This window comes from Mesorhizobium sp. M0227 (assembly GCF_040321855.1).
Lineage (GTDB): Bacteria > Pseudomonadota > Alphaproteobacteria > Rhizobiales > Rhizobiaceae > Mesorhizobium.
The window spans coordinates 86,224-106,770 of sequence record NZ_JAMYSJ010000020.1 but is presented as its reverse complement, the minus strand read 5'-3'; the positions used below and the strand labels follow the sequence as shown (position 1 = coordinate 106,770).

Below are 20,547 nucleotides of genomic sequence, written 5' to 3'. Positions count from 1 at the left end.
GGGGCGATCATGCCCCCGTGTCGTCAAAAAGCTACCAGCCAAATATCCTGTCAGAACACTGAAGGTGCCTAAGTGAACTGCATTACCGCCAAGCGAGAGGCTTCTTTGCATGGCCGAAAGGCTCACAGGCCGATGTTGCGTACGATGCTGTCGGCCGCGTGAGTAGGAGTTTCCCTCACGTCGATAGCCATGATGACCGAAAGCTCCTGAGCCTCGAATTCGTAGACGGCTTGACTGAAACCGACTTGGCTTGAACACCGCAACCCTCGAAAATTCGTCGAGACGCTCCCCGTAGCACACGATGGCCGAAAAAAATTGTAACAATACCTTCAAGTAAAATTACAGACTCTTTGCGTCCGCAGATCGCTGACGATGGTACCTTCACCGCAAGGTCTGAGGAAAGGCACTGCTGAAAAAGCTAGTGCCCGATGTTCGCTCACACCGCCGCACCGCATGCATCCGAGGGTCAATAGCAATGGCAAGAAGAGCGCTTGTTCTGGTTGAAGGACACAGGAGTATCGGTCTGCTTTATGTGAAAGCGGCCCAGGGTCTTGGGCTTCATCCAATCACACTGTCGGCTGATCCAGCTCAGTATCACTATCTCGCGGCCGAAAAGCTTGAGGCAATCCGTGTCGATACAGACAATCTCGATACCTTGATCCGTGAATGTTCACGGCTGCGTGCTACCTATGACATTGCTGGCATTACTGGCTTCTCGGGGCTCGATGAGTCGATCTATGCGACAGTTGCTAAGCTCTGCCGGCATTTCGATCTACCGGGACCGAACCCCGCATCGATTGAACGATGCGGCGACAAATTCGTTCAACGTCACTTCCTCGCGGAGGCCGGCGTTCCAATGCCTGCTTATCGTCTGGCAGCGGATACGACGGAGGTGGAAAGCTCTGCCGCGGAGATCGGCCTGCCGGTGATTGTTAAGCCAGCTGTAGGCAGCGGCAGCAACGGTGTCCGATTGTGCTGCAACGTCGATGAGTTAGCCGAACATACGACCTACCTCTTGGGTGAGAAGCACATTTGGCGATCTGCGCCGAGGATACTGGTCGAAGAATTCGCACGGGGCCGCCAGTATAGCGCTTACACAATGGGAAATGAGGTCATTGGGATCTGCGCCGCAAACTTCGGCGCCCTACCGCATTTCGTCTATCATAATTTTAGCTTTCCTGCTCTGCTGACAGAGGACGAGCAGGAACGTATCGCGGATGCTTCGATGAGCTGTCTGCGGGCTCTCGGCCTTGGCTGGGGGCCAGCGCACATTGAATTCCGGTGGACGAAGCGTGGCCCAGTCGTCATTGAAGTCAATCCACGTATTCCAGGTGGGACCACTCCTCGCCTGGTCCAGTTGGCTTGCGGTATTGACCTCATTACCGAGCACATCAAACTTGTCATCGGCGAGGAATGGGATTTGCGCAGAAGGCATTCTTGCACTGCAGGCGCGCGGTTCCTAGTTCCTGATCGCGATGGCATCCTCGATTGGATAGGTGGCGACGATCGCGCGGCTGCTGTACCAGGTGTCGCCGAGGTCAAGTTGTATGTTGAACCCAAGACGCCGATCGTCAGGAATGACGATTACCGAGACATTATCGGACATGTCATTGCCATTTCCCCCAGCCTTGCTGAGACCGAGGCGATAGCTCAGCGTGCCGTCGACCTAATCAGTTGGTCGATAACACCATTTTCGGATCTTGGCGAACAGGACCAATCAGCGGCCCGCCTCCCCGTCCGCGCAGGTGGTGCCAGCGAAGAGGTGATCGTCGCCGTACATCAGTGCAATTGAGAGCAGGGGGCAGCGATTTAGGCGACCGTGAGCACCTTTTTCGAAGGTGGAGGGCGCTCTGCCGACAATTCAGCCAGTCTGCAGGATACCTCGTTCACGAGGGAAGCCTGATGCCAACCCGGAGATTGCCGCTGCCTGAAGGGGGATGGAGGACGAATGAAGGCCTTGAACTGCTGCTCTTCGCGGCGGCCGAAGGCGGCATCGCAAAGCCCCCGCCGGCCGGTGTCCGCTGCCGCAGCGTAACGCCAGGACACAGCGCTGGAAAATTTGCACGGCGACCTCGCAGCCTCGCCGCGATTACTGTGGTGCCGTAAGGGCTCGCCATCTTGGCCTAAGTCCGGTTGAGACCTGGATCGTAGCGATCGGGGTTGGTGACGCTGCCCTGAGATTGTCGGGCACTAGGATCTTCGGCACAGTGAAGAGGTTCGTGTGCACGCCGGATCCAGTCGGACAGGCTCTCGCTCAAGCACGCCTCGGCATAGGTGGAGTTCGAGGCGCCCATCGCCGCGACGAACAGCTTCATGGGATGCGCTTCGCCATTGATAGGGTCGATTTGACAACTCGCAGCGCCAGGGGCCAGCCATCCATGGGCACCATGTCGCGCTCGGCCGCATTGCACGCTCGCTGGCCCCATACATTTTTCACCTTCTCACATGATCGCAGCGCTGCCGTACCATGCGAAGTCACACCGGATTGCCGGCCACGGGAGGTGGATCGAATTCCACGAGTCGTCGCACTTTTCTGGTCTGTGGCTGTTGCTCGCTAAAGGGAGATCGACATCAAGTCACCTCGGAGTCAGAGGAAAGGCGCCTGTCTCATCATGCACCTCGCGGCCGGTCAACGGAGGGTCGAAGACGCAGACAAGGACCAATTCGGTCTCGGCAACAGCGCTTCCCCAGCTCGGCGTTTCGACACTTCGGGCTGCCAGTTTCTCCTCATGAGATCATCCCTGACGATCATATCACCTCTCAAGCTGGCTTGTTCACTGCGCTGCCGATCACGCTTTCGATAGCGTCCTCGAGGATGTCGAGCCCTTGCTTAAGCTGATCCTCCCCAATGACGAGGGGCGGCAGGCATTTCACGACCTCGTCTTTGGGACCGGCGGTCTCGACGATGAGGCCCCTCTGGAAGGCGGTCCTAACGACCTGACCGGCAATCTCGCCGGACTTCAGATCGATGCCCCGTATCATACCACGACCTTTGGCTGACACTCGGCTTGGGTCGTATTTCTGCGCGATCTGATCAAGGCGGCTTTTCAGCAGGTTGCCTTTCTCCCTGACAGACGCTGCCAAGCTGTCCGTTCGCCAGAAGTGCTCCAAGGCTGCCCGGGCGGTGACGAAAGCATGACAATTGCCGCGGAACGTGCCGTTGTGTTCTCCCGGCTCCCACTTGTCGAGTTGTCGATCAATTAGGACGAGGGCCATTGGCAAGCCATAGCCCGATATCGATTTCGCCATCGTGACAATGTCCGGACGGAGTCCCGCTGCTTCGAAGCTAAAGAACGCATCAGTCCTGCCAACCCCGGCCTGAATGTCATCGACTATCAGCAGAGCTCCGTGCCTTCGCGCAATGGCCGCCACCTTGCGCAGCCACTCCGTGCCGGCGACATTAAGGCCGCCTTCGCCCTGAACTGTCTCGACGATCACCGCCGCCGGCGCGTCTACGCCGCTTGAGGGGTCCGAGAGCAGGCGATCAAGGTAATCGGCGGTGTCTACAGCGGATCCAAGATAGCCGTCATAGGGTAGTCGCGTGACGCCGCCGAGCAGCTGGCCGGCGGCAGCGCGCTGATATCGGTTGCCGGTGCAAGAGAGTGCGCCAAGGCTCACGCCATGGAAGCCGTTGGTGAAGGCTATGATGTTGGGTCGACCAGTGATCTTGCGCGCTAGCTTGAGGGCAGCCTCGACCGCGTTGGCGCCGGTCGGACCGGGAAACTGTACGACGTAGTCTAATTGTCGCGGCCTAAGGATCGTCTCGCGGAATTCCCGCAGAAAAGACTCCTTGGCTTCGTTAAATAGATCGAGGCCATGGGTGATGCCGTCGCCCGCAATGTAGTCTGCGAGCGCGGCCTTCAGCTCAGGGGGGTTGTGCCCATAATTTAAACTCGAGCAGCCCATGAGAAAGTCGAGATAGGCTGTCCCATCGCGCGCAAACAGCTGGGTCCCTCGTGCCGTCGCGAAAACGACGGGAAAGCTGCGGGCGTAGCTGCGCACTTCAGACTCGAGATGGTTGAAGATCGCAAATTCCTTCCCGCCATCTGGTGTGCATCGGTCAGTCATCGTTGCCTCCTTATGTGGGTATTGGCTAGGCAGGCGGGCATGCCTGCAGGGCTTCAGAGCGTACGACGGGGTCGATGGCTATCAAGCGCGTTGATGGGTCGCTCGGCGCCGGTAGGCCGACAATCAGCCAACCACCGCCCCGGCACGCTCAGCGAGCACGCAGGTGTCGGCGACGATCTTGAACAACACCACATCTCCCTGATCACCGTGCGATAGCCAGGAAGCGTTGTCGGTGGCAGGTAGTGCGGTAGTGCGCCTTACGATCTTCGATAGGATCGTGGTGCCCAGAAACGAAGATAAGAATCCTCGTCGTCCTGCGTTCTCTAGTTCTCTCAATTGCACCAACCTTCGAAGAGAATTACCTTCTACCTGGCGCTACGTGCTCTGGTTCGGCGAGGTAAGGCCACCAGATTGTTCTATTCGCCAATTGACGGAAAGGGCCTCATCGACCAGCCGATTAGGTCGACGGCACGCTGGAGTATTGCCTCAGTCTCAGTAAGACTGGATGAAACGGCGATGACATATCCCATTCGGTCTCGGTAATCGAGTTTCCTGACGATCGGCATCTTGGGTTCAACATACAACTTGACCTCGGCGACACCTGGTACAGCAGCCGCCCGATCGTCGCCACCTATCCAATCGAGGATGCCATCGCTATCAGGAATCAGGAACCGCACGGCCGCAGTCTGCGAATGCCTTGTGCGCAAATTCCGTTCGTCCCCGATGACAAGCTTGATGTGTTCGGTGACGAGATCGACACCATAAGCCAGCTGAACCAGTTGAGGAATGCCCCCACCCGTAAGACGCGGATTGACTTCAATGACGACTGGGCCACGCTTCGTCCACCGGAGTTCAATTTCCGAGGGCCCCCAGCCAAGTCCGAGAGCTCGCAAACAGCGCAGCGAAACATCGGCGATCCGCTTATAATCGTCATCAGGCAGCGGGGCCGGACAGATGTGCTCACGACAGACGAAATGCGGTGGTCCGTAGTCAGCGGTGGCAATCCCAATGAACTCATTTCCCATTACTTCAGCGTTATACTGTGGGCCTTGTGCGAATTCTTCGACCAGTATCCTCGGCGCAGACTGCCATGTGTGCTTCCCGCCGAACAGATAGGTTGTATGTTCGGCCACCTCATCGACGTTGCGGCACAATCGAACTCCCATGCTACCGGAGCCTACGGCTGGCTTAACAACCACCGGCAGGCCGATGTCCGCAGCAGCGCTTTCAACCTCCGTCGCATTCGCTGCCACGCGATAAGCAGGTATTGGAACACCGGCCTCCGCCAGGAGTTGACGTTGAATGAACTTGTCGCAGCATCGTTCAATCGATGCGGGGTTCGGCCCCGGCATTTCGAAATTGCGGCAGAGCTTTGCAACTGTCGCATAAACCAGCTCCGAGGCGCTCGTAATTCCAGCAATGTCATAGGTCGCACGCAGCCGTGAACATTCACGGATTAGCGCATCGAGATTGCCTGTATCGACACGGACTGCCTCGATACCTTCCGCCGCAACATAGTCGTACCGAGTTGGATCAGTCGCCAAGGTAATTGTATGAAGGCCAAGACGCTGGGCAGCTTGGACGTATAGCAGACCATTAAGCGTTGTAGTGCCTTCGATCAGGATAAGCGCTTTTCTTGCCATTAGCCGTTGACCCTCCGTCGCATGCTTTACATCGGTCTGAGTGTAAATCGGCGCCAGCTTTTTCAGCCATGCCTCAGATGAGCGGCGAGAGTATCATTGGCAGTGATCTGCGTTTGCAAAGACTCTGCAAATTTATTTGAAGGTATTGTTGCAACTGTAGGAATTCGGGCGCAAACAGGATTGGCGAGCTTCTCGTCATGCGGCGCGACTGGGAACTGCTTGCCAGGAGGGGATCTGGGCAGGGCGCCAAAGATATCGGTCAAGGCGGCGGGGCGGCGGCTGGAACGGTCGATCGGCGAAATCTGCAAAGGTGGAGATGGCCAACGGATCGCCGACGATCGGCGAGCTGATTTCGCGCCTGCTGCGCGCCCCCATCATTGCGAGCGTCTCATTTGGGGAAGACGCTGACCAACCTATCAACATCCTCGCGCATCCGCTGCTTCGAATGGCTCGCCGACAAGCATGTCAGCTGGTTGATGGCAGATGAGGACGATGCCGTTGCCCGGCGGCGTCGGCTCGTCCTGGCTGCAGCGGCAATGACCGGTTGATCACCCACCTTGCGGATTTCATGGACAAGCATCAAGGATCGCCGAGGGCTGTGCGGTCACTCCGGACCGGCGCTGACCTTGCGGCTCTGATCGAGGCCTATTCGCGCCCAGTGACGGTCGGATCAGCCCGAAGTGCCACCATCGTCTTTCTATCCGGCACCGATAGAACCCCGCCGACCGCCCGCCAGCAGCGTGCTATTCATCATAGGAGATGCCCGCATCCCCGTCGGCATCGTTAGAAAACCCGGCAAAATATCACCAGCCAGCAGCTTCTCCTTCGACAGCAGTCCAGCATCCTCGAGCGCCTCGAAGTCGGGCAGATCGCGCAGCGTATCGAGGTAGAACTCCAGCAGGAATTCTTTCGTCGTGACATAGGTGTAGGGCGCGCCGGGGTCGGGCTGCGCGGGCCGGAGGCGATCAGGCCGAAGGAGCGCAAATGGCCGATCAGGTCGCGGCTGATCTCCTTGCCAAAGAAGGACGATAGTTCGGCGCGCGTGATCGGCTGGAAGAAGGCGATGCACATCAGCACCAGCACTTCAGATTGTGTCAGATCCACGGCTCGCTCGTTGCCGCCGACCGCGGCACGGATGGCGTCGGCATAGGCCGGCCGAGTCAGGTGCCGAAAACCGCCGGCGACGGCGACCAGGTCGTAGGGCCGGCCACGCAGTTCCTCGCGAATGTCATCGATCAAAAGCTCGATGCTGCAGCTTTTCCCGACGATCCGCGACAGAGTCTCGCGGCTGACCGGTTCGCTGGCCGCAAATATCGTTGCCTCGACACGGTTCATCCATTCGCGCCACCTCGCCTCCGCCGGCAGATGATCCAACTCACGGTCGAATAGATGGTCATCTGATCGACCTTTCCCCCTTCTTGCGCGCGCCGCCTCAACCATTATCGTCACAGCCCATAGATGCGGAAGGTGGGGCGGCCGGACAGCTCGCGCACGGCGCCGAGTTCGAGCAGACGGTCGAACAGGCGGCGCAGACCGCGGTCACTCATTTCCAGCGATCTGTTCTGATGCCACGATCGCGTCGTCGGACAAGAGCCTGTCGACGACGGCGTCCGCGGCCTTGGCCCGAAGTTTCGGGGCAACCGCGAGCAGCCGGTCCGCGCGGCGCCCGAGCTCCGCGGACAGATCGATGGCGCGCAATGCGGCGCGCGCCTGGGCGGCGAGCAGACTCTTCGCACGTTCGGCTTCATCCTCGGTGCTCGCCGCAATGGCGGTTATCGAGCGGCGGGAGCGGCCGGGGCTTGAGCCCATGGCCACCTCCGCACCCAGCAACGGCATCGCATGGGCCCAGCCCAACCGCTGCCCCAGCAGCAGGTCGGCGAGCCAGCATCCGAAGGTGCGTCCAAGACCATGTCGTTCGGCGGCCATGAACGCGCCTGTCGCTATGCCGACCATTCCGATGTCGGCGGAAAGCTGACGAAGCTCGTCTGCCAGATCGCTGACCGCCTCATCGTCCGGGGCGTAGCCGAACTCTTCCAACACCGCAGCGAGGCTTTTTTCCGTCAGGAGATCATCCGAAGGACGCGCCGCGAGCCGGCGCCAGGCGAGCAGCAAAAGACCGGCGGGCCCGACGGACAAAAAATCGCCCGGTCGCGTGAGCAGAACGGCGTCGCGCAGTGCCGCTTCATCCTCAACGCGACCAGCCTGCTTTGCCGTTACCGCCGCCGACGAAAGCGCCAGGCGCTGCCGCCAGGCGCCGGCCCATTGTCGTCGCGGCGGACCACCGCATCGAGCGCGGCGATCGCCGCGTGATGGCAATGTCCTCGACCTCTTTCCCCGCAAGGCTTTGCGCATCGGGAACGGCGCGGCGCAGCCAGGCCGGCACCGTTGCGATCGGCGCGGTCGAAGGGGCACCGGCAAGCGTGGCGTAGTGGCGCGGAGAGGGTTTGGGACGCAGAATCATCCTTGATAGGGTGAATCACGGCGGCGCTGTTAGCAACAAAAATGGACAAAAACCGCCACGCTTGTCGACACACTTTTATGTCCGGTAAGCTTGCCTTATCGCACGTGGAATACAACAGTCCGACCCCATAGCAGCAATCGCCATATCGCTCATGAAAAGCTCATCGGCGGCCGTGCCGGCCTGAGCCATTACCACCAGAAGTCCCGGCGCGGGGCGACCCAAAGACGGGGAGCACGTCAGCTCTGACTTTGTCACGGCACTCAAGGCAGCAGCAGCGATATGGCTCGCATTTGATCGCGTTGGAGCAAATCTGGGGATTTATTTGTAACCTCATCAAGGTCTGGCGGCTCGGATCCAACTTCCTTGCAACTGTCGAAACGCTCAGCTCTTTGACCAGCTCGGCTAACGCAGCCAGACCGCCAGATCAGAAAGAGCACGCTTGCGAAATACGCCAGCTGAAGGAGCAGCGAACAAGCCAGCGTCGTGACTACTACTGTGCCGATGGAATGAGAAGCGAAGTAGACGGTCAGAGCGGTGCTGCAAAGGACCATTCCCAGGACGCGACAGAAGATTCTAAAGGGCAATGCCGTTCTCCTGGATTGTCCACCAGATCACGCAGCGACATTGTCGGCCGCAATATGGGTCTGGCAGTTCTTCGGGCAGACGCGGGCGCAGGCTCCGCAGCCAATGCAGCGGCCGGGATGGTTGACGACCATGATCATGCGATTGAGCTCGCCATCGAAATCGTCGTCTTCGCCGTCGCAGGCGCCGAGGATTTCACCCGCGTCATCGACGCCATAAAGATGCATAACCTCGCGCGAGCAGACTTTGAAACAGCGGCCGCAGCCGATGCAGGTCGCGCCGTCTATAGCGGTGAGATATTCCGGCACCCATCCGGAGCCGTCGCGGGTGGTGAATGTGCTCGTCATCGTAACTTCTTCATTGAAGCGAGCTCTCTCCTGGCACCATCCAACTCGGCAAAAACGGCCGACGTTTCTTCGGCAACTTCCTCTATCTCCGTCCATTTTCCCGGGAGATCCTCTGCAAGGTCGCGCGATTTCATCTTGGCAAGTGCCGCGCGCAGCTGAAGCTTTCGGACTTTCGTTCCCATCTCATCCAGCTTTGACATAGATCGTTCCTCGAAATCGGTGTCTTCACGCCCGCGCCACGTCGCGATAGGCTTCAATGGCTGCGGGCGCATCGTCGACCAGTTTCGTACCGACCTCCGGGAGTTTCCTGAACGTCTCGAAGCCGAACCGGTGGATGTCACGACAAAGAGACCAACCGCTCGCCGTGAAACAATCGTCCGAGGCCCCCATGGGTTTCATCTCCATCATTGGCGATGTCATCAGGCCGGAGCGCTCCTCGATCCTAAGCCCGACGGCCGTGTAGAACATATCGAGCCTCCACAGCACGTCCGGATCGGGGTATCCCATGCCACGGATCGCCTGGCGCTTTTTTCTGGTGGGAAGTCGGCCAGCAGCGTGGCGTTCGATTTGCCTTCCCATAATCAGTAGGACTCCTGAGCACGGAGAACCGCACCAGGCATTTGACGAACGGGGTGGCAAGGGCCGCCTCGTCCTCGTTGACAGCCGGGCTGACCGCGGCATCAGACATTTCGCCTTCTCCTCATTTCAGTCCTCTTCCTCGAAGGACGATATCTGTTTTCTGGGACGCCTACTTCGGGCACACTTGCTCAGCCGACGCCTAGCTCGGGCGCCGCTGATTCCACGCAATTGATGTCCCTCGGGCCGACCTTGAACACGTCCTCGACTGCGAAGTCTTCCACGCGAATTCGCATCGAACATCGCTTCAGCCGCAATGCGGGAGGCCATGAAGATTCGAGCCTCGATCCTGCTGCAAACGATCGACCAAGTGCTGCATGGACCTCCTTGCTGCGCTCACGCCAACCACGCGTCCAACTTGGTCCGGGCCTCGACGGCCGTTGGAGCGTCTTCATCAGCCGCGATCCCGACGACCTCAAGTCCGCTGTCCTTGTATTTCTCCTGTAGCTGCATCAGCTCGAGCATCTCCGCCGCACATAGTTCGCACCAAGTTGCCCAAAAATTCGACGATATAGGCTTTGCCGGGCTGGAAGTCCGCAAGGGGCTCGCCACGCAGCCAGTCCTCCACTTTGATCGAAGGAGCCGGTGACCCCATCCGCAACATCGTCTTGCCCTCCAAAGCTGTAGCCAAAGGTTGCGTGACCTCATGCGCAGGCTTGTTCCCCCTTGAGACGGGGACGAGGATCAAGGAAGGGAGAGCGTCGCTCGTCTTGCGCATCTGCGTGCAGTCAGCCTTCACTCAGTTTTGCTGAATCTCAATTCGCAAACGCCGTGCCGACGCGCTCAGCGTGCAGTAAACGCTTGATAATACTAAAAAAGCTTCCGGGGGCGCCGAGATAGGCGGTTGTATTAGTTGCGACATGTTTTCTGCCACTGTCAGGTCTTGGACACGCCCCGCTTCCCGTCGGCACAGAAGCGTGGCCACGGACGTCTCGACATAGGGACGAACAGATGCATGACCGTTGGCTACCGCCAGGCTCGTCATCATCGTCCGCCTCAAGCCTTGCTTGAGCTTCTTGCCGTTTCGGTCGCTCAGGTGGTAGCGGAACGCCATTGCGATTGCAGGGGCCGCTCCATCCGAGCATTGCCTCTGCCCTACCTCTTCCGCTTTGCGATTGAATTCCTGGCTCGCGACGCCGGAGTTCTTCACGACGAAGCCAGTCATGTCCGGCTGCGGGTCGCGAGTACCCTCATCACCAGATTGACGATGATGATCGTGGCGAAGAGGGCCAGGATGAGTACCGGCATGCGCCGGCCCGGTAAACCTGCTTTTGTCGTTCTGTGTCCCTGTGCACAAGCCCTACAGTGACCGCCCGGTGCGAATGTGAGCGTTGTCGGAATTGACCGGCCAAAGACCACTCGGTCGCCACGCGCGTTGGGCCGGACCGACTGAAAATGCTGAAGATGCGGCCGTCCTCACCGCTAACCCGCCTGCCATTCCAGATCATGGCAACGTGATTTATGCGATCGATGCCCGCCGACCGCGGCAGGAGCCCGACCGTTCCGACTCGAAGTTGAGGGCGTCGGCCACGGCAGGGTCGTTGCCTTGTTAAGCTCCCGGCTAGTAATGAGGAGATCGTGATAGCGCCCATACGATGCCGCTACGGGTCCGAACTCGGCCTGCCGCGCTGAACGACTCTCTTTGACCTGACGCCGACCTGCGCCGTGATCGTGGCTGCAGTGAGGACTGCCCATACTTTTGCCCGGCCGTTGGTCTCAGCATCACGGACGAACTCCGGCGAGCAGAACCACCCCCGCGCGCGCGTTAGAGGCGTGCGCGGATGTTCTCGGGCGGCGCGTGCAGATTGGCTCCGAGAAGCTTCGCGAAGCTTGCACGTTTGCCGCGATCTTTCTCCGACTTGGCATCAGGATAGTGACCCAGTGAGTAGAGTTTCGAACAGCGTCGGTGCTGCTTCGGAACCCGTCAGCGAGCCAAAAACAGCGGCAATGGCGGCTTCCCAACTATCCATCTCGTCACGCCACCGAAGAGCCGCTCGCGCAGCCGGCGGCTGCCATAAGCTCCCATGACTATCATATCGGCAGACGTGTCGATTGCGTGCTGCGCGAGCACCATAGCCACCGGTTTGCCGGCGCTCGCCAGCCGGTCAACCGACACCCGAGCACCGTGCCGAGTGAGATAGGCAGCGATGTCGGCTCCCGGCTCGGCGCCGTTTCCGGTGCAGGTCGCCTCCGGATCGACTAGTGCGACACGAACTTCCTCAGCACCGGCTAGCAGATCCAGCGCTTCCCGAACCGAACGGGACGCCTCGACTCGCGAATCCCAGCCGACCAGCACGCGCCGTGGCGACAGAGTCGCCTCAGCGCCCTCCGGCACGACAAGCACCGGCTTTCCGGTATCAAACAAGCTGCCGTTGATAACAAGGGGTCCGAGGTTAATGTCGTTGAGAAGTGCGGGGCCGACGATTGTCAGGTCGTTGCAGAGCGCCCGCTGTCGCACCGCATCACCGACGCTGGCCTGATCGCAGTTGGCAATATCGGCATCATAGCACCGCCACGTGGCTCTCAGCAGTTTGTGAATTTCCCTGGATGTTTTTTCCAGACTGGCTATGTCCTGTGAAAATCTCTCGATTTGCCTGTATCGTTTTTCCAGTGCGGCGATGGCGTGCGCGTTCTCCAGGCCACTCGGGGATGCCATCGCCGAGCAGCGGAGACGCATAATGAGCGGCGGAGGCGACATCACCAGTACGGAAAGATACGCGCCGACTTCGGCACACAAGCTGGCAGCTGTTCTGACATCCTGATCGGAGTGGTCAGCTCCCGTCACACTGAGTACGCTTCTGAAAGCCATTTGACTGCTTCTTTCTGAATATCTCGTACCTGCCGGCGCGTTTCGAAGCCGCAAGACTTGCCCTCAGCACCGCGGAAATGCGGAGTGGCACCACATCGGTTATCTATTCAGCCGTCCGGCCACTCGAGCGAGTAGCCGGCCGACCTGACGGTACGAATGACGCTGGAGGGGGAGGCCGCCTTCAGCGCCTTTCTGAGCCGGCTGATATGGACATCCACGGTGCGTACACCGACATGGATATTGGGCGGCCAGGCCGCGCTGATCAGCTCGTCTCTGGTGAAGACCTTGCCGGGAGTCTCAAGCAAAAGCCGCAGCAGGTTAAACTCGATCGGCCCAAGGTGGACTTCGTGGCCATTACCCCGAACCCGGTGGGCATCGAGCCTTATCTCAAGGTCGCCACAGGAGATCCAGCCGCCGTTTTCAATCCCGTTCGAACCCGGCTTTGGCAGCGCCAGCTTCATCCGTAGACAGTCAAGCAGCTTGGCCGGCGCGAAGGGCCGCACAAAGCTCTCGTCAATGCCAGCCTTCCAGAGATCGAGGTGCTGGTTCTCGGCGCCGGGCGCGATCAGGGCAATAACGGGCAGGCCGCCGGTCCGGGGCTCCCCCTTGAGCCGGGCGCAGATTGTGGAGCCTGTCGCGCTTGTTGGCTGGCAGTCCAGCACCACGGCCTTCGGCTCCCGTTCACTGGCCAATGCAAGCGCCTCCTCCACGCCGCCGGCCAGTTGAATCGTGAAGCCATCCACCTCCAGAATGTGGCTGTGGACCAGATAGAACTCCGGATCCTGCGAACAGATCAGGACCAGTGGCTTCATCAGCGCTGCCCCAAGAACCACATCGGCCTCGACCGCCTCGATTGAGAGGGCTGGCCATCCCATGTCCTCAAGGCCTGACACGATCCCGTTGATCGAAAATCGGTTCCATCACGCCCGCGCCACCTCGGGATAAGCCTCAATGGCTGCGGTGGCATCGCCGGCCAGTTGGGTACCGGCCGCGGCGAGTTTCCAGAACGTCTCGAAGCCGAACCGATGGACGTCGCGCAGGGTCTTGGACAGAACGACCAGTCGCCCGGCCGTGAAGAGCACGCGCCCGAAGCCCTCGTGGCTCATCTCCATCATCGGCGAGGCCATCAGGCCGGAGCGTTCCTCAATCGCAAGCCCGACGGCGGTGTAGAACTTATCGAGCCTCCACAGCACGTCCGGATCGGGATCGCCGATGATTGGAATTGCACGGCGCTGTTGCCTGGTGATAATGAAGTCGCCCAGCAGCTCGGCGTCCGATTTGCCTTCCCAAGACCCGTGAGAATCATGAGCTCGGACCAGCCGCACGAGGCATTTGACGAACGGGGTGGCAAGGGCCGCCTCGTCTTCCGCGACAGCAGGGCTAACCACAGCGTCTGACATTTCGCCGCTCCTCGTTTCACTGCTCGTCCTCGAAGGACGGTTTCTGTTTGGCAACACCTGCCTGCGCCAGAACCTTGCGCAGCCAAGGGGGAGGACACGTCCTGAGCATCATCTGCGTGCGCAACAGCACCTCTTGGATGGTCTGGGGCTGCGGCACTTTGATCGGATGGATCTTTGCGGAAACGAGTTTGGCTGCCGAAGGTCCGCCGATCGCCAGACAAAACAGGAGATGACAGCCCTTCAGCGCCTCCACCTTGGGGGTGATGCGGTCATCGCCCTCAGTTCGGTGCTTCCCGCTCTCGTCGGAAACGTCATCGAAGGCCACGGCTTCGACGAGCTTCCACTCCTCGCGCATTACGTCGTAGACAGCAAAGCGCCTGGCCGAGCCGAAATGGGCGTTGATGTTCTTCATGTCCTGCGTGGCGATTGCCACGCGCAATGCGCCGGCTTGGCGTTCCGGCGTCGGTGCGTGAACCTCGTCAGTGACGAGCGAGAGGCGACGGACGGAGCTCATCTGGCATTTCTCGCTTACGGAGTGGATCAAGCGCCTCAGGCGTCGGCGCGTACCGGTTGGCTTCAAAGATGTTGGCAACCTCGAAAATCAGGTCGCGGGTCCCCTGATAGAGGATTGTGAGCTTGTGCTGGCTGCCGAGCCGGTCGAAGATCGGGAAGCCGACCCGCATGAGCGGAATGCCGAGGCGCTGCGCCGCCTGGCGGCCGTGGGAATGAGTAACGAAAAGATCAGCGTCGGCGCCAAGAGCTTCCAAATCGCCGAGATCGCCGATCTGAACCGACTGCGCCGGTACTTCCTCCAGAATTTTCGACATAGCGGCCGTTGTGACCGCCGCCGCGATTTCGGAGCCCATGCCGGTGAAGAAGCTCGCGAGTTGGTAGAGTTGGTCTGGTTCTGCAGCGATCGCAATTTTCTTGCCTCCAAAGTGGAAATGTCCGTCGAGCAACGCGTCCTGCAACTGCGCCCGGCGACGGCGCACCCCAGCCGGCGCTGCCGCGCCCGAAACCGCGGACAGCAGCGAGACGAACCGGTCGGCGTCCCTCAATCCAGTCAACGACCGGAACAGCACGTAAGAAACCCCGGTCAACCTCTGCAGCACCTCGGCCGGGCGGCGCATATGCTCACCGATGACAATGCATCGCTCGGCCGTGCCAAGCTCGCGAATATCCTCGACGCTGGTGCCGCCATAGGTGGTCGTGACCCAACGGTCGGGCACCGTACCGTCGAGCGAGCCGGAGAGGTCCGGCAAAATTACCGGCTTCAGTCCAAAGCTCTCAACCATCTCGCGCAAATGCTGAATGTCAGCCACAGTGAGGTTCCAGCCAGGCAGGATCACGATCTTCTTCGATTGCCGCGCCTGCTCGCCGGGCCGTGTAATCCCTTCGATCATCGCGGTGACAGCTTTGGCCCAGCCCTCTTCCATCGCGCCATCGAAATCCGGTGTGTTGGCTAGCACCACCTCCGTACCCGCGAGTTCTTTGGTGCGCTTCAGCCTGATATTGGCGATATCTCCTGCGCAGTCGTCCCCCCGGGTTTCCACAAGTGCGGTCGTGCAAACCCCGATCAGCGTTGGCTTTGTGCGGGCCTTGAGGTTGAGGATAGCCTCTTCCAGATGGTCTGGCCCGCCGAGGATCGTCGCCACCTCGTCCATCGCGGTTGTCTGCAAGGGAATGGCTTCCTTGAAATGTCGCACGAAGAGCACGAGCGCGAAGCTGGTGCACCCCTGGCTGCCGTGGAACAACGGCATCGCGCCGTCGACGCCAAGAAAGGCCAAGGCGGCACCCAGCGGCTGCGATGACTTCAGCGGATTGACCGCCGCCGCTTTGGTCTGGGGAAGGATGCGGACCATCGGCTTTCCTCAACACTCGCCGAAACCGTCGGCGGTCGTGCCGGCGAATTCCTGGACAGCATGAAAGGTCGCGGTCTCGCATTTCGTGCGCGGCCGTTCCTCCCTCACCGTAGGCTGGCAATCCCATGGTGCCGGCTCCCGCACCTGCGCCCAGATCGGATTGTGAATGGCGATGTCGATCTGGCGTACGAGTTCCACCATGCCGTCATAGCCGGCGTAAGGGTGTTGGCGCTCCTGGTTAATATCGAGCCAGGGTGTCTTGGCCTTCAGCGCGATGAATTGCGTGCGCCCGCCCGACAGCAGGATATCCGCCTTCCGTTCTGAGAGCATGGCGTAGAGCTCGCGCGGCGCCATCTGCTCAAATATGTGGTTGTCGTCCTTGAGGATCTGCTTGATGCGCGCCTTGTCTTCGACGGTCGACTTCTTGACAGAGGTTCCGACGATCTCGATCCCGATCTCCATCAGCGCATGGACGACCGACCAGGACTTCACGCCGCCGGTGTTGAGCAGCACGCGCTTGCCTGCGAGCCTCGGCTCGTACGCCGCTAGCCTCTTCCAAGCGATCGCCTCTTCCTCTGCAATCAATACCTCGGTACGGCCGAGGATCTCCGGATCGGCACCCTTCTTCACGAGCAGCTGAGATATTTGTCGGAGCGCTTCAGACGTGGCGCTGATGCCGTAGAAGGAGCCCTCGAAAAACGGGATGCCCCAGCGCTGCTCCATCTTGCGGGCGAGATTGATGAGCGCGGTCGAGCACACCACCATGGCCGCCCGGGCGCGGTGCGCGCCGGCAATGTCCAAGTAACGTGCGTCACCTGGAATGCAGGCGCGCACCCGGATCCCGAGCCGATCCAGCAGCGGCTTCACCAGCCAGAATTCGCCCGAGAGGTTGAATTCGCCAAGAATGTTGATGTCGTAAGGGCCGGCATCGTCGGGCTCGACCGTGCCGATGACATGCTCGAGCAACGCCTCGCCGGCAAGCTTGTTGCCGAGATTCTTGGAGCCGACGAAGCCCGGCGCATTGACCGGCACAACGGCCAAGCCGAACTTTTCCGCGGCGCGCTTGCAGACAGCCTCGATGTCGTCGCCGATCAGCGCCGTCACGCAGGTCGGATAGACGAAGATCGCCGGCGGCCCATACGCTTCCTTGATCTCGCGGATCGCTTTGAAAAGCTTCCGCTCGCCCTGCCCCATCACAACATCGAGTTCGGTGAGGTCGGTCGTGAAGCTTGTGCGCCACAGCGTTGGCCCGGACGAAGCCGCACCGCGGTTGTCCCAGGAATTGCCCTCGCAGGCGAGCGGCCCATGGACCAGGTGTGCGACGTCGGTGATCGGCTGCAGTACGATCTTGGCGCCATCGAAGGCACAGCCACCGGCCGCCGCTCCGGGGGTCAGTGGCTTCGAACAGCCCTTTTTGCGCGCCTTGGCATCCTTGCCGCGGTTCTTTTCGCAGCCAGGCTCGTTGAAGACATCCTGGATTTTGGCTCTGAGCAAGGACATTGCGTCGGTCTCCAAAGTCCCTCGGGAAGACGACCGGCCAAAGCCGACCGTCACGCTTAGCGGGTGAGGTCATACGAATAGTCCGTCACGCCCGTCTCGCTTGTCTCGCGATCGAGCTTGTCGAAGATCTTGTCGAGGATCGTGGTCAGTACGCGCAGCCCGCCTTGGTAGCCCATCAGCGCAAAGCGATGGTGATGGTGGCGGTCGAAGATCGGAAAGGCCAGCCGGATCAGCGGCGTGCCGGTGTCGCGCTCCAGATACTTGCCATAGGAGTTGCCGATCAGCAGGTCCACCGGCTCGGTGAAGAGCAGCGAGCGCAACGCCCAGAGGTCCTTGCCCGCCCAGACTTGAGCACCCTTGCCGAAGGGCGATGATGCAAGCAGCTCCTTCAACTCCGCTTCCCACGCCGAGGTGCCGTTGGTGGCGAGGCAATGGGTCGGCTCGCCGCCCGTCTCCATGGTGAAGCGGGCCATGGCGTAGACAAAGTCCGGATCGCCGTAGATGGCGTATTTCTTACCGTGCAGCCAGGATTGGCTGTCGGCCATAGCGTCAACAAGTCGACCGCGCTCGAGGCGGATTGCCTCGGGGATTTGCTTGCCGGAAATCGCGGAGACCTCCATCAGGAAGTCGTCAGTCGCCTTGACACCGAGCGGGTAATGGAACGAGGCAGTCGCCTGCCCCACCCCCTCGCAATACTCCAGTGTTTTTCGGGTGTTGTAATGCTGCAGCGACAGCGTCGCCTCGGCGTTGAGTGCCTTCCTCACGTCTTCGATCTTCGTGCCGCCGTCATACATGCGGTATTCGCCGTCGGACGGCGTGTCGAACTGGTCAGAGGCGTCTTGAATGAAGGAATAAGAAACGCCCATCAGATCGAGCAGGCGCTTGAGTTCCCGGTTGTTGCCAACACAGAAGCCATCGAAACCCGGAATTACGTTGATGGTCCCCTCGGCTTCCGTTCGCTCCTCGCCTTTCCAGAAATGCTCCAAAATCCCCTTGACCGTTACGTCATAGCCGTCGACATGACTGCCGACGAAGGCCGGCGTGTGGGCGAAGGGCACGTCGAAGTCGCGCGGGACCGAGCCTTCGTCCTTGGCGTTCTCGATGAAGCTGTGCAGGTCATCGCCAATGACCTCGGCCATACAAGTGGTCGAGACGGCGATCATCTTCGGGTCGTAGAGTTGGTACGTATTGGCGAGCCCATCGACCAGGTTCTTCAGGCCGCCGAACACTGCCGCGTCCTCGGTCATCGAGGAGGAAACCGCCGAAGCAGGCTCCTTGAAATGGCGCGACAGGTGCGAGCGGTAATAGGCCACGCAGCCCTGGCTGCCGTGGACGAAGGACATGGTTCGCTCGAAGCCTGCGGCCGCGAACACCGCGCCGAGCGGCTGGCAGGCCTTGGCGGGGTTCACGACAAGCGCTTCGCGCGCGAGGTTCTTTTCGCGGTATTCCCACGTCTTGGTGAATTCGCGTTGGTCGGTGACGACCTGGTCCGGGTGAGGACATTCGAAATTCAGCCTCTTCTCGGCGAGCATCTGCCTGTATTCCGGCTCGCGGAACAGGGGCGCGTGGTCGAGAACTTTTTCAGCCGACTGCGGCATGGGTGGTTACCTCTTTTCCACCTGGCCCGCCATACGGCGGCACAGGGACGTCGAAACGTTTTCAGGTCTCCCGCGGACAAAGGCCACAGGCGTTCACGGCCTCCCGGCTTCCGGGAGGCCAGGTTTTCATTCGGCTGCGATCGCCGCCGACGGCTCGGCTTTTTTCTTCCAGGGGGCGTCGTAGAGGTTCCAGACCGGGTTGTTGATGGCCAGATCCATATCGCGGGCGAAGATGGCGAAGCCGTCGTAGCCGTGATACGGGCCGGAATAATCCCAGGAATGCATTTGACGGAACGGTATGCCCATCTTCTGGACCGGGTACTTTTCTTTGATGCCGGAGCCCACGAGATCAGGACGGATCCCTTCGATGAACTTCTCCAGCTCGTAACCAGTCACGTCGTCATAGATCAGGGTGCCCTTCTTCACGTAATGGCCGGTGCGCTGATAGTCGTCGTTATGGCCAAATTCGTAGCCAGTGCCGACGATCACCATGCCCAGGTCCTCATATGCCGTGACGACGTGACGGGGGCGCAGCCCGCCGACATAGAGCATCACCGTCCTGCCTTCGAGGCGCGGCCGGTACTTGGCGATTACGGCATCGACCAACGGCCGGTATTTGGCGATGACCACCTCGGCCTTGGCCTCGATTTCCGGCCCGAAGTGCTTGGCTATCTTGCGCAGAGAGGCTTCGGTCTGGGAGGGGCCGAAGAAATTGTACTCCATCCAGGCGATGCCATACTTTTCCTCCATGTGCCGGCAGATGTAGTTCATCGACCTGTAGCAATGGATGAGATTGAGCTTCGCCTTTGGCGCCCGCTCTATTTCGGCCAGCGTAGCGTCGCCCGACCAGTTGCCGACCACGCGCAGGCCCATCTCCTCAAGCAGGATGCGCGAAGCCCAAGCGTCGCCGCCGATATTGTAGTCGCCGACCACATTGACATCGTACGGGCCGGACTCGAACTCCACTTCCTTCTTCTCGAACACCCAGTCGCGGATCGCGTCGTTGGCGATGTGGTGGCCGAGGGATTGCGAGACGCCGCGGAAGCCCTCGCAGCGCACCGGCACGATTGTCTTTTCGTGCTCCTTGGCCTTGTTGCGGGACACAGCTTCGGTGTCGTCGCCAATCAGGCCGATCGGGCATTCGGATTGCACAGTCATGCCCTTGTTCAGCGGAAACAGTTCCTCGATCTCGTCGATGATCCGTTCGAGCTTCTTGTCGCCGCCGAAAACAATGTCCTTCTCCTGGAAATCGGAGGTGAACTGCATGGTGACGAACGTGTCGATGCCGGTCGTGCCGACGTAGTAGTTGCGGCGTTGAGACCAGGAATATTGCCCGCAGCCGACCGGCCCGTGCGAGATATGGACCATATCCTTGACTGGACCCCACACCACGCCTTTCGAGCCGGCATAGGCGCAGCCGCGAATCGTCATCACGCCGGGGATGGACTTGATGTTCGATTTGACATCGCATTCGGAAAGGACCTCGCTTTCCTCGCCAGCCTCGTCGCCGCTCTTTGCAACGCTGAGGTGCTTTCTGCGGCGCTTCGCCGACTTGTCAGGATATTGCGACAGCACCTCCTCGATAAGCTTCGCATGGAGGGCACCGTCATTCTCGTATTCCAGGCTCATGGGACCCCTTTC

16 protein-coding genes and 5 pseudogenes are annotated in these 20,547 nt (G+C 60.2%); 1 reads left to right on the top strand and 20 read right to left on the bottom strand.

What is annotated here, in order from left to right; genetic code table 11:
* The first annotated feature begins 475 nt into the window (after positions 1-475).
* Positions 476-1,792 carry an ATP-grasp domain-containing protein gene (locus NKJ00_RS23590; RefSeq protein WP_352631478.1) on the top strand — a complete coding sequence of 439 codons (1,317 nt, stop codon included), beginning with the start codon at positions 476-478 and terminating at the stop codon, positions 1,790-1,792.
* A 334-nt stretch (positions 1,793-2,126) separates the two neighbouring features.
* Here the strand turns inward: NKJ00_RS23590 and NKJ00_RS23585 are convergent.
* The 20 genes and pseudogenes from NKJ00_RS23585 to nifD all read right to left on the bottom strand — a co-directional run.
* Positions 2,127-2,345: pseudogene (locus tag NKJ00_RS23585) on the bottom strand (IS21 family transposase); the annotation flags it as partial.
* Between the two features lie 231 nt (positions 2,346-2,576).
* Positions 2,577-2,663 (bottom strand): ectoine synthase, encoded by an 87-nt coding sequence (locus tag NKJ00_RS23580; RefSeq protein ID WP_352631490.1) that lies wholly within the window; start codon positions 2,661-2,663, stop codon positions 2,577-2,579.
* A gap of 97 nt (positions 2,664-2,760) precedes the next feature.
* Positions 2,761-4,068 carry a diaminobutyrate--2-oxoglutarate transaminase gene (gene ectB / locus NKJ00_RS23575; protein WP_352631476.1) on the bottom strand — a complete coding sequence of 436 codons (1,308 nt, stop codon included), beginning with the start codon at positions 4,066-4,068 and terminating at the stop codon, positions 2,761-2,763.
* Between the two features lie 416 nt (positions 4,069-4,484).
* Complete coding sequence (locus tag NKJ00_RS23570) at positions 4,485-5,711, bottom strand: ATP-grasp domain-containing protein (protein WP_352631474.1); 1,227 nt, start codon at positions 5,709-5,711, stop codon at positions 4,485-4,487.
* Between the two features lie 697 nt (positions 5,712-6,408).
* Positions 6,409-7,151, bottom strand: a pseudogene (scpB, locus tag NKJ00_RS23565) (SMC-Scp complex subunit ScpB).
* Between the two features lie 5 nt (positions 7,152-7,156).
* Positions 7,157-8,172: pseudogene (locus NKJ00_RS23555) on the bottom strand (DUF1403 family protein).
* A 260-nt stretch (positions 8,173-8,432) separates the two neighbouring features.
* The gene (locus NKJ00_RS23550) at positions 8,433-8,723 is read right to left on the bottom strand and encodes an exopolysaccharide production repressor protein (RefSeq protein WP_352631488.1); all 291 of its coding nucleotides are present in this window, start codon (positions 8,721-8,723) and stop codon (positions 8,433-8,435) included.
* Between the two features lie 60 nt (positions 8,724-8,783).
* Positions 8,784-9,101, bottom strand: coding sequence for a ferredoxin III, nif-specific (gene fdxB / locus NKJ00_RS23545; protein ID WP_352631468.1), 318 nt, complete (start codon positions 9,099-9,101; stop codon positions 8,784-8,786).
* Complete coding sequence (locus tag NKJ00_RS23540) at positions 9,098-9,301, bottom strand: CCE_0567 family metalloprotein (protein WP_352631466.1); 204 nt, start codon at positions 9,299-9,301, stop codon at positions 9,098-9,100. Before NKJ00_RS23540 ends, fdxB begins: the two co-directional genes overlap by 4 nt.
* A 25-nt stretch (positions 9,302-9,326) precedes the next feature.
* A pseudogene (locus tag NKJ00_RS32245) lies at positions 9,327-9,789 on the bottom strand (DUF269 domain-containing protein).
* A gap of 290 nt (positions 9,790-10,079) precedes the next feature.
* Positions 10,080-10,341: pseudogene (locus NKJ00_RS23525) on the bottom strand (TlpA disulfide reductase family protein); the annotation flags it as partial.
* A gap of 135 nt (positions 10,342-10,476) precedes the next feature.
* Entirely contained in the window at positions 10,477-10,902 is a 426-nt protein-coding gene (locus tag NKJ00_RS23520) for a hypothetical protein (protein WP_352631462.1), read from the bottom strand.
* A gap of 759 nt (positions 10,903-11,661) precedes the next feature.
* Positions 11,662-12,546 carry a universal stress protein gene (locus NKJ00_RS23515; protein ID WP_352631460.1) on the bottom strand — a complete coding sequence of 295 codons (885 nt, stop codon included), beginning with the start codon at positions 12,544-12,546 and terminating at the stop codon, positions 11,662-11,664.
* Between the two features lie 107 nt (positions 12,547-12,653).
* On the bottom strand, positions 12,654-13,439 hold the full coding sequence (locus NKJ00_RS23510) for a response regulator transcription factor (protein ID WP_352631458.1): 786 nt from the start codon (positions 13,437-13,439) through the stop codon (positions 12,654-12,656).
* Between the two features lie 27 nt (positions 13,440-13,466).
* Complete coding sequence (locus tag NKJ00_RS23505) at positions 13,467-13,946, bottom strand: NifX-associated nitrogen fixation protein (RefSeq protein WP_352631456.1); 480 nt, start codon at positions 13,944-13,946, stop codon at positions 13,467-13,469.
* Positions 13,947-13,962: 16 nt separating this feature from the next.
* The gene (nifX, locus tag NKJ00_RS23500; RefSeq protein ID WP_352631454.1) at positions 13,963-14,460 is read right to left on the bottom strand and encodes a nitrogen fixation protein NifX; all 498 of its coding nucleotides are present in this window, start codon (positions 14,458-14,460) and stop codon (positions 13,963-13,965) included.
* On the bottom strand, positions 14,426-15,808 hold the full coding sequence (gene nifN / locus NKJ00_RS23495) for a nitrogenase iron-molybdenum cofactor biosynthesis protein NifN (protein ID WP_352631452.1): 1,383 nt from the start codon (positions 15,806-15,808) through the stop codon (positions 14,426-14,428). The genes nifX and nifN overlap by 35 nt, the downstream gene beginning before the upstream one ends.
* Positions 15,809-15,817: 9 nt before the next feature.
* Positions 15,818-17,308 (bottom strand): nitrogenase iron-molybdenum cofactor biosynthesis protein NifE, encoded by a 1,491-nt coding sequence (nifE, locus tag NKJ00_RS23490; RefSeq protein ID WP_352631450.1) that lies wholly within the window; start codon positions 17,306-17,308, stop codon positions 15,818-15,820.
* A 56-nt stretch (positions 17,309-17,364) separates the two neighbouring features.
* Entirely contained in the window at positions 17,365-18,906 is a 1,542-nt protein-coding gene (gene nifK / locus NKJ00_RS23485; protein WP_352631448.1) for a nitrogenase molybdenum-iron protein subunit beta, read from the bottom strand.
* A 126-nt stretch (positions 18,907-19,032) separates the two neighbouring features.
* On the bottom strand, positions 19,033-20,535 hold the full coding sequence (nifD, locus tag NKJ00_RS23480) for a nitrogenase molybdenum-iron protein alpha chain (RefSeq protein ID WP_352631446.1): 1,503 nt from the start codon (positions 20,533-20,535) through the stop codon (positions 19,033-19,035).
* Positions 20,536-20,547 lie beyond the last annotated feature (12 nt).

Bases quoted from the DNA above. Each gene is read 5' to 3' on its own strand.
- NKJ00_RS23590 (WP_352631478.1), top strand. From the start codon at position 476: ATGGCAAGAAGAGCGCTTGTTCTGGTTGAAGGACACAGGAGTATCGGT.
- ectB (WP_352631476.1), bottom strand. From the start codon at position 4,068: ATGACTGACCGATGCACACCAGATGGCGGGAAGGAATTTGCGATCTTC.
- NKJ00_RS23570 (WP_352631474.1), bottom strand. From the start codon at position 5,711: ATGGCAAGAAAAGCGCTTATCCTGATCGAAGGCACTACAACGCTTAAT.
- NKJ00_RS23550 (WP_352631488.1), bottom strand. From the start codon at position 8,723: ATGGTCCTTTGCAGCACCGCTCTGACCGTCTACTTCGCTTCTCATTCC.
- fdxB (WP_352631468.1), bottom strand. From the start codon at position 9,101: ATGACGAGCACATTCACCACCCGCGACGGCTCCGGATGGGTGCCGGAA.
- NKJ00_RS23540 (WP_352631466.1), bottom strand. From the start codon at position 9,301: ATGTCAAAGCTGGATGAGATGGGAACGAAAGTCCGAAAGCTTCAGCTG.
- NKJ00_RS23520 (WP_352631462.1), bottom strand. From the start codon at position 10,902: ATGACTGGCTTCGTCGTGAAGAACTCCGGCGTCGCGAGCCAGGAATTC.
- NKJ00_RS23515 (WP_352631460.1), bottom strand. From the start codon at position 12,546: ATGGCTTTCAGAAGCGTACTCAGTGTGACGGGAGCTGACCACTCCGAT.
- NKJ00_RS23505 (WP_352631456.1), bottom strand. From the start codon at position 13,946: ATGTCAGACGCTGTGGTTAGCCCTGCTGTCGCGGAAGACGAGGCGGCC.
- nifX (WP_352631454.1), bottom strand. From the start codon at position 14,460: ATGAGCTCCGTCCGTCGCCTCTCGCTCGTCACTGACGAGGTTCACGCA.
- nifN (WP_352631452.1), bottom strand. From the start codon at position 15,808: ATGGTCCGCATCCTTCCCCAGACCAAAGCGGCGGCGGTCAATCCGCTG.
- nifE (WP_352631450.1), bottom strand. From the start codon at position 17,308: ATGTCCTTGCTCAGAGCCAAAATCCAGGATGTCTTCAACGAGCCTGGC.
- nifK (WP_352631448.1), bottom strand. From the start codon at position 18,906: ATGCCGCAGTCGGCTGAAAAAGTTCTCGACCACGCGCCCCTGTTCCGC.
- nifD (WP_352631446.1), bottom strand. From the start codon at position 20,535: ATGAGCCTGGAATACGAGAATGACGGTGCCCTCCATGCGAAGCTTATC.